Consider the following 12939-nt stretch of genomic DNA (forward strand, 5'->3'; position numbering starts at 1 on the left):
CCCGTGTCCAGCACCTCCGCCGCCACGCCCTCGTCCGCGCGCACCCGCTGGGAGAACACCGCCTGCAGCCGCACGCGCGCCTCCGGCACCGCCGCCGCCGACGCCACCGTGCGCAGCCACAACCCGTCCTCCGACAACAGCCGCAGCGCGCACGCGGAGCCGAGCAGGGGCACCACCAACCCGCACAGCCGCTCCATCACCGCCGGGGGCTCCAGCGACGCGTCCGCCAGCACCCGCGAGGCCTCCGCCAGCAGCGCCAGCCGCTCTTCAATCTCCGGAAGCCGCGCCCCGTACTGCCGCGCTTCCCCCAGCCTGGTTGCGACCATCGTCATGCCACGTCCCCCCGTTGCACCCGCCATGGGAGCACGCCCTCGCTCGCGGCGCTCTGCGTCCCAGGTCCCGCCATCCCTGACTTCTGCGGATGCTCGACACCCACCCGCCGGAAGCGTTGGTGACGGGCACCTGCCTCGTTCCGGGGCCCGGCACCCCCGAGGGCAGGGCGCTCAAGCGCGCACATGGGAACACCTGGCGCGGTTGGAAACCAGAGGAGCGGCAAGGCGCCGGTTGCTCCGGGCCCGCGTTCGGCTAAAGCGGGGGCCGTGAACGCACCCTCGGAATCACCGGCCGCCCCTTCGGAGGGGCCGGAATCTCCCAAACGCATCGCGATGCTCGCCCTGAGCGCGCTGGGCATCGTCTACGGAGACATTGGAACCAGTCCGCTCTACGCGCTGCGCGAATGCTTCACCGGAGCGCACGGCGTCACGCCGACGCCAGCCAACGTCCTGGGCGTGCTGTCGCTCATCGTGTGGTCGCTCATCATCGTCGTGTCGGTGAAGTACATCATCTTCGTGATGCGCGCGGACAACCGGGGCGAGGGCGGCATCCTCGCGCTGATGGCGCTGGCCATGCACCGGCCCCGGGGGCAGTCACACCGCGCACGGCCCGTGCTCATCACCCTGGGCCTCTTTGGCGCGGCGCTCATCTACGGTGACGGCGTCATCACCCCGGCCATCTCCGTGATGAGCGCGGTGGAGGGCCTGAGCGTGGCCACCCCCGTCTTCCAGCCGTACGTGATTCCCATCTCGCTCGTCATCCTGCTGCTGCTGTTCATGGTGCAGCGCAAGGGCACGGCGGGCATCGGCACGGTGTTCGGCCCCCTGATGACCGTGTGGTTCCTGGTGCTGGCGGTGCTGGGCGTGAAGGAGCTGCTGCACAACCCCGCGGTGCTCTGGTCGCTGTCGCCCGTGCACGGCGTGCAGTTCTTCATGGACAACGGGTGGCACGGCTTCCTGGTGCTGGGCGCCGTCATCCTGGTGGTGACGGGCGGCGAGGCGCTCTACGCGGACATGGGCCACTTCGGCGCGGGGCCCATCCGGCGCGCCTGGTTCCTGCTGGTGCTGCCGTCGCTGGTGCTCAACTACCTGGGCCAGGGCGCGCTGCTCCTGCGCCACGCGGAGGCCGCCCGAAACCCCTTCTTCCTCCTGGCCCCGGAGTGGGCCCTGTATCCGCTGGTCGCCCTGTCCACCGCCGCCGCCGTCATCGCGTCGCAGGCCCTCATCTCCGGCTCCTTCTCCACCACCCGGCAGGCCATGCAGCTGGGCTACTGCCCGCGCATGGAGGTGGTGCACACGTCCGCGGAGGAGATGGGGCAAATCTACCTGCCCGGCGTCAACGGGGCGCTGCTGGTGGGCGTCATCGCGCTGGTGCTGGGCTTCGGCTCCTCCAGCCGGCTGGCGGCCGCGTACGGCATCGCGGTGACGACGACCATGGGCATCACCACCGTGCTGGCCTACGTGGTGGCCCGGGAGCGCTGGGGCGTCCGCCGCTCCGTGGCTCTGCCCATCGCCAGCCTCTTCATGGTGGTGGACCTGGCCTTCTTCGGCGCCAACGCGGCGAAGATTGCCGACGGCGGCTGGTTCCCGCTGCTGCTCGCCGTCTGCATCTTCACGATGATGACCACCTGGAAGCGCGGCCGGGACATCCTCGCCGGCAAGCTGCGCGCGGCCAGCCTGGGCCTCAAGGACCTGTTGGGCAGCTTCGGGGACCACCCGCCCCTGCGCGTGCCCGGCACCGCCATCTTCATGACGGGCAACCCGGAAGGCACCCCGCCCGCGCTCCTGCACAACCTGAAGCACAACAAAATCCTGCATGAGCAGGTGGTGCTGCTCACCATCATCTCGGAGGAGATTCCCCACGTGGTGGCCCAGGAGCGCGTGGAGGTGGAGCCCCTGGAGCAGGGCTTCGTGCGCGTCGTGGCCCGCTACGGCTTCATGGAGAACCCCAGCATCCCGGACATCCTCAAGCGCTGCCGGGAGAAGGGCCTCCAGTTCCAGCTGATGGGCACCAGCTTCTTCCTGGGTCGCGAAACGCTCATCCCCACCAAGAAGCCCGGGATGGCCGCCTGGCGCGAGGCCCTCTTCACCTGGATGAGCCGCAACGCCCGCAGCGCCACCGCCTACTTCCGGATTCCACCCAACCGCGTGGTGGAGCTGGGCAGTCAGGTGGAGCTGTAACCCAAAGCGTTACCGCACCGCGACTTCACCCCAGGAGTAGAAAACCTACTCGGGCGGTGTTGCACTTGTTTTACCGGGCTTGAGGTTTATTCCGCCTCGTAACTCCTTGAAAAGACATGGGCAGGGTTCTCCAGGGAGGGGTTGTTCCGACCCAGGGGTGTCAGTAACTGACTGCCACACGGCCCTTTACGCAGGGGCTTGCCTGCTTCAGATTACACCGCCCCTGTCCGTTTTTTCCGGTTCAGATAGAAAAATACGGCAGGGCAGCAACACTTTCGTCGATGAATCGAGAATCTTTTCGCGGGGCAGAGAAAAATACTGTCCCAGCGCAATAGAACTTGGTTACCCTGCGGCCAGGTGTCCCCCGGCACCCGGCGTCTGAAACGAGGTCAGCCCTTCCATGCTCCAGGCCATCTCCCCCGCCCCCGTGTCGTCCCCGGCCGTCTCTCCGGTGAAGTCCGTCATGTCGTGGATGGCCGAGCCGAGGATGCCGCTGTCGGAGGCGGCGCCGTACACGGTGCTGAGCGCGCAGGAGCTGTACCCGCGCATCTGCGTGCGTGATCCGTACTTCGCGCTGAAGGACGTGACGGTGCTGCCGGGTGAGGTGGTGGCGCGCGTGCCGGTGCAGATGGCGTCGGACGCGGAGGCGATGCCGCTGGGCCTGGGCGAGGCGGGCCGGCACCTGGCCATCCTGGGCTCGTGCGGCGCGGCGCTGGTGGCGCCCAAGGACGGGCAGCACTTCTACCTGGCCAGCGCGGCGCGCGGTCAGTGGCTGCAGCCGGCCCCGCAGGAGCGCGCCACGGACATGCTCTGGGCGCTGGCGCAGGCGGAGTACACCGGCAAGCGCACCTGCACGGCGCGCACGCTGCTGTCCTCGTCGGACGGCACGCCGCTGTTCAAGCTGGAGGTGGACTACAACGTGCTGTCCGCCGCCGCCTTCACCCGCCTGTTCGGCGAGGCGCGCCAGGAGATGCGCCGTGAGCCGCGTCCCGCGGACACCGTGCAGCGCACCCCGGAGGAGTGGGCGAAGCTGCGGCAGAACCCGTACAGCAAGCCGTTGGACCTCCAGGACTTCCGCGTGGAGGGCGACATCATGCGCTCGTCGCTCGTCGTCACCCCGGAGCTGTGCAAGGGCCACTTCGCCATGCACCCGGTGATGCCGGTGGCGGTCGTCGCGGGCGGCATGACGCGCATGGCGACCACGCTGGGCCGTTCGCTGGAGCGCGCGCCCGGCGCCCGCTTCGTGGCCAAGGACGTGAAGCTGTCCGCGGACAGCCTGGCCTACGCGGGCCAGACAGTGGTGTTCGGCGCGCACCGCACCCGCGTGCGCGGCGCGGACCACACCTTCGCCTGCTGGGCGTCCGTGGGCGAGCGCGTGGTGGCGCAGCTGGACGTGACCTACACCCGCGTCGACTGAAGTCCGCTTGGAGCGCACCCGAAGCGCTGTCGACGCGCGGCCCCGCGCCCCGCTTCAGGCCCACTCGATGTCGTAGTCCACGCGGTCGATGCCCTGCGGCTTCGCGGTGGCCTTGCCCGTCAAACCCAACACCTTGAGCGAACCGGTGAGGATGCCCACGTGGTACGCGGGCGGCATCATGTCCCGGCGCATGCGCAGGGTGCCGGACTTGGGGCCCGTCGTGAGGTACTCGCGGTTGCCGTAGGACACCGCCGCGCTGTACGCCATCTGCGCGCCCGCGAAGAGCTTCTGGGGGTCCCCCCGGGAGATGATGCCGAACACCAGCATCCCCGGCCCGGTGGAGTAGCGGGTGATGCTCACCTCGCCGCACGCGTGGAACACCGCGTCCTGGGCGCCGAGCGCGCTCTCCAGCACGTCCGCCGCGCTGTACAACAGCGTGAGGAACTCCCGCGCCGGGTATGAGCGCAGCTCCGCGTAGTCGTGGTTCAGCTCCCCCACGCGCAGCTTCTCCATGCCGATGGCGCCCGAGTGCTGCTGCACCAGGCCGAAGACGGACTTGAAGATGAGTCCACGGATGGAGTCCCCCGACTGGAGGATGGCGATCCGGGCGGCGAGTTCGGCCTTGTCCGACGGCATGACTTCCACTCCTTGGTTCACGGGCGAACCCGGGGCCAGCTTAACGGCCCCTTTTCACCTGTCGACAAAGCGCTTCACCGGGCGTCACACCCGTCCCGACCTCCCATGTCCGGTGTCCGGGCCGACGCGGCAGGTTCCTTGGGGCTCCCGTGACTTCGGGCGCCGGGGAGGGCGTCAGCGCTCGTCCAGCAGCATTGGCGCGAAGCCGGCCGCGTCGCAGGACGCGAGCACGTAGCGCACGCCCGCCCGTTCGCCGGTGAAGCCCGCGGGGATGCCGCTCGAGTGCAGGTGCCCGTACACGCACACCTTGGGGGCGAACGCTTCGATGGGGGCGCTGAAGGCGGTGGCCCGCTCGTTCGCGTACACGGGCGGGAAGTGCACCGCGACGATGCGGGTGAGCGGCGTGGGGGAGGCCGCCTCCTTCTTGAGCGCGTCGTCGATGGACGTGGTGAGCCGGCGCGTCTCGCGCTCCACGTAGCCGGAATCCCCCTGCTCGTCGCCCATCTCCCCGCCCGGCATGGGCGGCGCTTCGGGCGCGGTCCACAGCCGCGTGCCGGCGATGACCCAAGGCCCCAGCACGAACGCGTTGTTGTGGAGGAATCCCTCCAGCGTGCGGAACGGCTCCAGCAGCTTGCGCAGCTTGGACGCGGAGTCGCCCCACCAGTAGTCGTGGTTGCCGCGCACCAGCACCTTGCGCCCCGGCCGCGCGTCCAGCCACGCCAGGTCCTCCATCACCTCGTGGGCGCGAGTGGCCCAGGAGATGTCGCCCGCGACGATGACCGCGTCCTCCGGCCGCACCCGCTCGTCCCACGCGCGCTGCAAGGGCAGCGGGTGGTCCGTCCAACCGAAGCGGTGCATGTCCTTCTGCCGGGTAGAGGGCAGGTGCGTGTCGCCGATACCGAAGAGCCGCATGATGGTGGCGTCATAGCGGATGCCCTGGCCCCATGTCGGCCCTTCCAGCGCGGCGCGCGCCCGGACGGCTCTCTGGCTTGGTCCGCCATGGGTGCAAATAGTGATTAATACAAGAAATGATGTAACAAAACGTTACGTCACGGATGTCCTGAATTGCGGCAGTGCGGCATCCGTGTGCCATCTCGGACTCCGCGTGAAACGGCGGGTCCTGGGATGTAGGTAATTCCGTGATTTCAGGTGCTTGAAGTCACAAGGAACTTCGCGCGCCCGGTGCGGGTGGAGCATGCATGCACCGGTCGAGGAAGAAAACTGGACGAAGGTGACGGATGGAGGCGGCTGGCACGCACGGTGCTGTGAAGGCGTGGAGTTCCTCCCCCCGACTTTGGAGTCCCCTCATGTCAACCTTCCGCAATCCCTTCGCGGCGGCGGCCGTCGCCCTGGTGCTCTCCGCGTGCGGTCCCCAGGCGCAGCAGCCCTCCGAGACCCCTCCGGCCGAGACGCCGTCGCAGCCCTCCCCGGACACGGCGGGCAGCACGCTGCCGCGTGAGATGGACCCGCTGTTCGCGCAGGCCGCGCAGGAGTTCAACGTCCCGGCGGAGCTGCTCAAGGCGGTCTCCTACGCGGAGACGCGCTGGCAGATGGTGCGGGGCGAGGCGGAGTTCCCGGGCCAGCAGCCGGCGTTCGGCCTGATGGCGCTGCGGGGTGAGGACCTGGAGCAGGGCGCGGCGCTGGCGGGCGTGACGGCGGAGGAGGCGCGCACGGACGCGCTGTCCAACCTGCGCGCGGGCGCGGCGCGGCTGTCCCAGCTGGCCATGGACGCGAAGGTAGAGCGCGGGGACCTGGCCGCGTGGGCGCCGGTGGTGGCGCAGCTGAGCGGCATCACCAACCCGGAGGCGCAGGCGGAGCACGTGCACCGCTCCGTGTACGCGGTGATGAACGAGGGCGCGGTGGCGCTCAACCAGGACGGCTCGGTGGCCGTGTCGCTGGAGCCCGTGAAGGTGGAGGCGAAGTTCGAGCGTCCCCAGGTGCGCGCCATGGCGGCGGGCCCGGACTACGCGTCGTCCATCTGGCGGGCGGCGCCGTCGGGCAACTACAGCACGAGCAGGTCGCACAACCCGTTGATGATCATCATCCACACCTGTGAGGGCTCCTACGGCTCGTGCTGGAGCTGGCTCACCAACAGCGCCGCGGGCGTGAGCGCGCACTACGTGGTGAACGAGAGCGGCTCCGAAATCTCCCAGCTGGTGCGCGAGGCGCACCGGGCCTACCACATCGGCGCGACGTACGACTCGTCGCTCAACAGTGGCAAGGAGGCGTGGCTCAACGGCGTGCAGTCCAACAACTTCACCATCGGCATCGAGCACGGCGGCTACGCCAGCCAGACGTCCTTCCCGGCCGGGCAGATTGACGCGTCCGCGAAGCTGTCGTGCGACATCGCGCGCGACAACTCCATCGTGAAGGACAGCTACCACATCGTGGCGCACGGCAAGCTGCAGCCGGCGACGCGCACGGACCCGGGTCCCAACTGGCCGTGGTCCACGTACCTCAGCAAGGTGAACAGCTACTGCGGCACGACGACGCCGACCGGTGAGATCATCATCGACAGCAACAGCGCCAACAACGACGCGTCCAAGGCGAGGTTCTCGCTGACGGGCGCGTGGTCGGACGGCTACAGCGCCGGCTACTACGGCAGCGGCTACTACTACGCGACCACGGAGGCCATCTCCGCGCCGGCCACGTTCGAGTTCTACCTGCCCACCGCGCAGACGCGCACCATTTCCGCCTGGTGGGTGGCGGGCACGAACCGCTCCACCACGGCGCCGTTCATCTCCTACAACGCGGCGGGCGCCGAGGTCGGCCGCGTGTCCGTCAACCAGCAGGCCAACGGCGGCAAGTGGGTGACGCTGGGCACGTACAGCTTCACGGCCGGCTGGAACAAGGTGCAGCTGAGCCGCTGGACGACCCCGGGCTACGTGGTCATGGCCGACGCCGTCCGGGTGCAGTGAGGTGATGCACGAGGGCCTCGAACGACGGAAGCGTTCCGGGCCCTCGCGGGCACGGTGGGGTTGGGCCGTGCTCGCCCTGCTGGGCGCCATGGGCTGTCAGGGCCGCTGCGGCGGCGCTGGCGGAGTCCAGGCGCCCGGCACGTTGTCGGAGGCGGAGCGGCGGGCCCTGCCGGGCACCATCGTCTTCCTCTCCGAAAGGGCGGGACAGAAGGACGTCTGGAGGGTGACGCCCGCCGGAGAAGAGAAGCAGGTCACCTCCGCGCCGGAGGACGAGTACCCCGGCCCGCCGTCACCGGATGGCCGCACGCTGCTGGTGATTGCGTCGGGCGAGGCGAACGGGCGCGTCTTCCAGCAGCTGCGTCTGCAGCCGCTCGAGGGAGGCCGCCAGGTGGCGCTGCATCCGCCCCGGCCCCGCGCGCGCAACGCGAGCTGGGCGCCGGACGGCACGTGGCTGGTCGCGGAGTCCGACGCGCAGGGCTTCAGCGACGTGGTGCGCGTGCTGCCCGAGGCGAACGCGGTGGACACGCAACTGACGCACGTGAAGGAGGGCTGCTTCGAGCCCGCGGTGTCTCCGGACGGCACGGAGGTGGCGTGCGTTTGCAGCGGTGACGGTGACCCGGAGGTCTACGTCTTCCGAGCGGACGGCACGGGCGAGCCTCGCCGCATCACCACGTTCTACATGGAGGACCGGACGCCGCAGTGGAGCCCGGACGGCAAGTGGCTGCTGTTCGTGAGCAACCGCGAGCGCAAGGAGCGCGTGTACCTGGTGCGCGCGGACGGCGCGGACCTGCGAGCCCTGTCCGGAGAAGGCTTCGCGGGCGACGAGCGCGAGGCGGTCTTCAGCCCGGACGGCAAGCGCGTGGCGTACGTGGCCCGGCACCCGGACGGCAAGAGCCGCATCTGGGTGGCGGACGTGGCGGGAGGCGCGCCGGTGGCGCTGACGGACGGACAGCACCGCGACGACATGCCGGCATGGAGCCCGGACGGCAAGGCGCTGGTGTTCGTCTCCGAGCGCGACGGCGACACCGACCTGTACCTCATGCGTCCAGACGGCACCGGTCAGACGCGGCTCACCACGGCGAAGGGCGCGGACTGGCTGCCGCGCTGGTTCGTGCCGCGCTAGGCCCTGCTTCCCTGCAACGGAGTCGTCCCCTCGTTCAGGATGGCGAGGTAGCCGCGGTACGCGAAGACGCGGCCTCGTTTGCGTCCGGTGACCTCCTCGACGATGCCCAGCCGCTCCAGGTCCGCGAGCGCTGCGTTGACGGTGGGAGCGGTCAGCCCGGTCCGAGCGACGAGTTGGTTCGACGTCAGGTACGGGTGCGTCTGCAACAAGTCGTGCACACGAAGCGCTGAGCTGGTGCGCTCACTCTTGTTGTTGATGAGCTCCCGGTCCTGCTTGAAGCGCTCGGCGATTCTTGTCGCCGCGTCGAACGCCTGGTTCGCTGTCTTCTCGACGCCCTCCAGGAAGAACTCGAGCCAGGCCTCCCATGCGCCACGTTCGCGGACCTCCTGGATCAGCCGGTAGTAATCGGCCCGGTGCGTCTTCAGGTAGAGGCTCAGGTAGAGCAGTGGCTTCCCGAGCACGCCGTGGACGCACAGATAGAGCGTCACGAGGAGTCGTCCGATACGGCCATTGCCGTCGAGGAAGGGGTGGATGCTCTCGAACTGCACGTGCAGGAGCCCCGCCTTGATGAGCGGGGGCAGCCGGGACTGCTCCTCGTGCATGAAGTTCTCGAATGCAGCGAGGCAGCCGTCGAGCTCCGTCACTGGAGGTGGAACGTACAGCGCGTTTCCAGGCCGCGTTCCTCCGATCCAGTTCTGCGAGCGACGGAACTCCCCCGGATCCATCGTGCCTCCGCGACCGCTTTGCAGCAGCCGCGCATGCATCTCACGGATGAGTCGGAGCGAGAGTGGCAACTCCTTGAGGCGATCGAGCCCGTACATCATCGCGTCGACGTAGTTGGAGACCTCTCGCACGTCGTCGATGGGCTGTCCTTCCTGGGCCCCGAGCTCGAACTGGAGCAGGTCGGAGAGCGTCGACTGCGTCCCTTCGATCTGCGAGGAGAGCACCGCCTCCTTTCGCACGTACATGTAGAGGAACAGTTCCTGGCTCGGCAGGAGCACCGTGATTCCATCGAGGCGGCCCAACGCCCGGTCGGCTCGGCTGAGCCGGTCCAGCAGGCCCAGAACGTCGATGGAGGGGATTGGCGGCAGGGGCGGCGGGACGAATGACCGCACGCGCTCGCCGGCGGCGGTGGTCTCCACGAACCGGCCCAGCCTCGAAGGTGCCATTGAGGCGTCAGTCATTCGGCCAGCATTCGACCGAGGATTATTTAAGTCAAATGGCCTTGGCTTAAATAGAGTCCAGCCCAAGGAAAGCTGGCTTGAATAGCCTCATTTCCATTGTGATTCCAATGGGTTAGCCCGCACGCTGGCGCAGCGGTGCGGGCGCCGTGGGGGCGGCGGGGGCTTCCAGGGGCACGCTGAAGAAGAAGGTGACGCCCCGGTCCGGCTCGCTCTCCACCCAGATGTGACCGCCGTGGGCCTCCACGATGAGCCGGCTGATGTAGAGCCCCAGGCCCAGTCCCTTGCCGTCCGCCGAGCGGCCGTCCTCCGTGCGGTAGTACTTGTCGAACAGGCGCGCCGCGTCCCTCGGGGACAGGCCCGCGCCCTGGTTGGTCACCGACACCACGGCCTGGTCGTGCGCGGCGGCGAGCCGCACGTCCACCGGCGTCTCCTTGGGGCTGTACTTGAGCGCGTTGGTCAGCAGGTTGGTCACCACGCGCTCCAGGCGCGCGGCGTCCATGGGCACCGGCGGCAGCGGATCCACCCGGTGCAGCCGGAAGCGCTCGCGCGCGTCGGGCGGCACGTCGCGCTCCAGCACCTCCTCCAGGAAGCGGCCCAGGTCGCGCGCCTCGCGGCGCAGGTTCACCCGGCCGGACTCCAGCCGCGAGCCCTCCAGCAGCTCTTCGATCATCGTGCTCATCCACTCCACGTTGTGGATGATGGCCTGGGCCATGATGCCCTCGCGCTCCAGCTTCCGCTCGTGCAGCGCGCGCTGGAGCAGGTGGGCGCGCAGGTTGATGGTGTTCAGCGGGTTGCGCAGGTCATGGGAGATGAGCCCCACGTACTCCTCGCGCAGCTTCTCCAGGTCCCGGCGCTCGGTGACGTCGCGCAGGATGGCGATGCGCGTGGCGTCGTCCTCGCCCTTCATCGGGCTCAGCCGCACCTCCAGCGGCACGCTGGTGCCGTCCTGCCTCTGCCCGACCACCAGCCGCCCTCCCGTGGCGCGCTCCGGGCCCTCTCCGGGGGCGGCCGGGCCGTGGAGCCCCTCCGGCACCAGCAGCTCCACCTCGCGGGCCAGCAGGGCCTCCCGGCGGTAGCCGAAGACGCGCTCCGCCTCCGCGTTGGCGAAGCGCACGCGGCCGGTGGCGTCCACCACCACCATGGGGTCCGGCGCGGTGTCCAGGAAGGTGCGGAAGCGCTCCTCGGAGGCCTCCAGCGCGGCCGTGGCCCGCATGCGTTCGGTGTCCAGCACGTCCAGCGCCCGCGCCGCCAGCAGCACCAGCGTGACGCCGCCGGCGGCCACCACCGTGGCGAAGAGCGGCAGCTTCGCGTCGTGGCTGAGCCCGCCTATCAGGTGGAGCAACACCAGCGTCAGCCCCAGCACCGGCGGCCCCAGCAGCATCACCGGCACCAGCCGCCGCGCCACGAAGCCGCCCAGCGTGTCCCGCGTGAGCCGCGCCATCAGCCCCAGCTCCGGCCGGGCGCACAGCGTGCCCATGGCCAGCAGCATCAGCACGCAGGTGGTGTGCAGCCCCATGCTGCGCTCCTGGAAGAACGGAGCGGCGACGGGCGTCACCAGCGGGCCCAGCAAGAAGCCGTTGAGCCCCGTCAGCGCCGCCATCAGCGCGAGCACCACCAGCGCGTCCGACCACGACAGCCGCTGCGGGTGACCCCGGTCCACCAGCGCCAGCGCCGGCCCCAGGAGCATCAGGCACAACCCCGTCAGGGGCGACGGCACGATGCCCGGCGACGCGCTGACGTCCTCGCCAAAGAGGCGCAGGAACAGCGCGTCCAGGCCCCCGTTGCCTCCGGTGATGACGCCATCCACGAGGCTCGCCGCGCCCAGCAGGGCCGTGGCCAGGGCGAGCGCGGTGCCCAGCCGGTGTTGGATGCGGTGGGGAGTGGCCGGCAGCCGCAGGCCCAGCGCGGCCCCACCCAGCATCAACCCCAGCGCGGCGCTGGGGCGCATGGCGGGGAGCGCGGCGCCCATGGACTTGAGCACCATGACATCCAACGCCCAGCCCACCAGCACCAGCAGGCCCACCAGGCAGGAGGCCGCCGCGGAGCTGCGCGCAAGGGCACGGACCAACGCCGTGCTTCGTGGCATGGATTGGCCGCTCATCATCCGCGTCCCCCCGGAACGCCAGCCCTGCATCCTGCCACAACATCTCGCCTCATGGGCCCCCCCGGCAATGGGACGCCGGGGTTGGAAGGATGTCCGTCCTAGGCGGGGATGTCCGACTTGTCCAGGGTTGGGTCAGGGTGCGTAGCGGCCTGGATACACGGTGAGGACGACGCCCAGGCCCGGGCCCACGTCGACGTTGCGCGGCACGTACGTGTCGGTGCCTTCCACGGACAGCTGGAAGGAGGAGGCCCCGGCGCCGGAGTGGACGAAGAGGAACAGCCCATGGGCCGCCGTGCCCGCGGTGTCCACGGACGTCAGGTCACCGGACGGGTAGTAGACGCGGTCCGCCAGGTCGGCGCGGTTCAACGCCACGCGCGCGCCGCTCACGGGCTGACCGTTCAGGTCCACCACGCGCCCCAGCACGAAGCCCGCGGAGGCCAGGGTGGCCTCCGGGTCCCCGGTGTGGCCCTGGAGGCGCGGCGCACCCACGGCGGCGCCCAGCTGATCCACGAACGCGATGGGGAGGGCCCACGCGTGCGCGTCGATGACGTCCGTGCGCGGACGGGTGCCGGTGAAGGCGGTGTCGTAGACGAGCGTGGTGCTGCGCACGAGGCCTTCGTGCACCAGGCCCACCGCGAGCCCCTGGTGCACGTCTCGCACGGGCACGTCGGTGATGCGGAAGGCGCCGTCCTCGGACACCTCGCCGGTGGCGAAGGTGGCGGCCGCGTCGTTGACGGCCACGCGCAGCGGCTCCTCCACGGTGAGCGCCATCCCGGTGAGCGACGCCGGTGCCGCGGCCGAGCCCTCGGCCTCCGGGAACACGCGTGCCTCGCCCGTCACGAGGATGCGAAGGTTTTCCAGATCCACCGCCTCGGCGTCCTCGGTCCGCACGCCGGGGTCCGGTGTGAAGCCGCCGTCGCCACAGGCCATCGCCAACAGCCCGAGCACGGCACCACCCGCCGCCCGAATGTAGTGTTTCATCGGGCGGCAACATCTTCACGGCGGGGGAGGCACGCAATCCGTCCCCGGGTGTCGTCCGTCCCC

General features: G+C 69.8%; 9 protein-coding genes and 1 pseudogene. 4 read left to right on the plus strand and 6 right to left on the minus strand.

Going from position 1 to position 12939, the window contains the following annotated elements:
* A pseudogene (locus D7V77_RS07275) lies at positions 1-332 on the minus strand (histidine kinase); the annotation flags it as partial.
* A 333-nt stretch (positions 333-665) separates the two neighbouring features.
* Between D7V77_RS07275 and D7V77_RS07280 the strand changes: the two are divergent.
* Entirely contained in the window at positions 666-2513 is a 1848-nt protein-coding gene (locus tag D7V77_RS07280; RefSeq protein ID WP_120575538.1) for a potassium transporter Kup, read from the plus strand.
* A 400-nt stretch (positions 2514-2913) separates the two neighbouring features.
* Positions 2914-3930, plus strand: a complete 1017-nt coding sequence (locus D7V77_RS07285) for a hypothetical protein (protein ID WP_120575539.1) — start codon at positions 2914-2916, stop codon at positions 3928-3930.
* Positions 3931-3984: 54 nt separating this feature from the next.
* Here the strand turns inward: D7V77_RS07285 and D7V77_RS07290 are convergent, their stop codons facing one another.
* Both D7V77_RS07290 and D7V77_RS07295 read right to left on the minus strand, forming a co-directional pair.
* Positions 3985-4566: a DUF2378 family protein gene (locus tag D7V77_RS07290; protein ID WP_120575540.1), complete on the minus strand. Its 582-nt coding sequence runs from the start codon at positions 4564-4566 to the stop codon at positions 3985-3987.
* Positions 4567-4740: 174 nt separating this feature from the next.
* Positions 4741-5478, minus strand: coding sequence for a metallophosphoesterase (locus D7V77_RS07295; RefSeq protein ID WP_120575541.1), 738 nt, complete (start codon positions 5476-5478; stop codon positions 4741-4743).
* A gap of 395 nt (positions 5479-5873) precedes the next feature.
* On the opposite strand from D7V77_RS07295, the gene D7V77_RS07300 reads away from it, so the two are divergent.
* Positions 5874-7484 carry an N-acetylmuramoyl-L-alanine amidase gene (locus tag D7V77_RS07300; protein ID WP_120575542.1) on the plus strand — a complete coding sequence of 537 codons (1611 nt, stop codon included), beginning with the start codon at positions 5874-5876 and terminating at the stop codon, positions 7482-7484.
* 76 nt (positions 7485-7560) lie between these two features.
* A complete protein-coding gene (locus D7V77_RS07305; RefSeq protein WP_199733750.1) occupies positions 7561-8607 on the plus strand; it encodes a PD40 domain-containing protein in 1047 nt (348 codons plus the stop codon).
* Here the strand turns inward: D7V77_RS07305 and D7V77_RS07310 are convergent.
* From D7V77_RS07310 to D7V77_RS07325, 3 genes are all read right to left on the minus strand, one after another.
* Positions 8604-9776 carry a Fic family protein gene (locus tag D7V77_RS07310; protein ID WP_199733747.1) on the minus strand — a complete coding sequence of 391 codons (1173 nt, stop codon included), beginning with the start codon at positions 9774-9776 and terminating at the stop codon, positions 8604-8606. The two genes, D7V77_RS07305 and D7V77_RS07310, sit on opposite strands and share 4 nt — an antisense overlap.
* Positions 9777-9903: 127 nt before the next feature.
* A complete protein-coding gene (locus tag D7V77_RS43635) occupies positions 9904-11877 on the minus strand; it encodes a cell wall metabolism sensor histidine kinase WalK (protein ID WP_158624353.1) in 1974 nt (657 codons plus the stop codon).
* 150 nt (positions 11878-12027) lie between these two features.
* Positions 12028-12876 carry a carboxypeptidase-like regulatory domain-containing protein gene (locus tag D7V77_RS07325; RefSeq protein WP_120575545.1) on the minus strand — a complete coding sequence of 283 codons (849 nt, stop codon included), beginning with the start codon at positions 12874-12876 and terminating at the stop codon, positions 12028-12030.
* Between the last annotated feature and the right edge of the window lie 63 nt (positions 12877-12939).

The organism is Corallococcus sp. CA041A (assembly GCF_003612075.1).
Lineage (GTDB): Bacteria > Myxococcota > Myxococcia > Myxococcales > Myxococcaceae > Corallococcus > Corallococcus exiguus.

Excerpts from the sequence above, each read along its gene's own strand:
- D7V77_RS07280 (WP_120575538.1), top strand. The coding sequence starts at position 666 with ATGCTCGCCCTGAGCGCGCTGGGCATCGTCTACGGAGACATTGGAACC.
- D7V77_RS07285 (WP_120575539.1), top strand. The coding sequence starts at position 2,914 with ATGCTCCAGGCCATCTCCCCCGCCCCCGTGTCGTCCCCGGCCGTCTCT.
- D7V77_RS07290 (WP_120575540.1), bottom strand. The coding sequence starts at position 4,566 with ATGCCGTCGGACAAGGCCGAACTCGCCGCCCGGATCGCCATCCTCCAG.
- D7V77_RS07295 (WP_120575541.1), bottom strand. The coding sequence starts at position 5,478 with ATGCGGCTCTTCGGTATCGGCGACACGCACCTGCCCTCTACCCGGCAG.
- D7V77_RS07300 (WP_120575542.1), top strand. The coding sequence starts at position 5,874 with ATGTCAACCTTCCGCAATCCCTTCGCGGCGGCGGCCGTCGCCCTGGTG.
- D7V77_RS07310 (WP_199733747.1), bottom strand. The coding sequence starts at position 9,776 with ATGGCACCTTCGAGGCTGGGCCGGTTCGTGGAGACCACCGCCGCCGGC.
- D7V77_RS43635 (WP_158624353.1), bottom strand. The coding sequence starts at position 11,877 with ATGCCACGAAGCACGGCGTTGGTCCGTGCCCTTGCGCGCAGCTCCGCG.
- D7V77_RS07325 (WP_120575545.1), bottom strand. The coding sequence starts at position 12,876 with ATGAAACACTACATTCGGGCGGCGGGTGGTGCCGTGCTCGGGCTGTTG.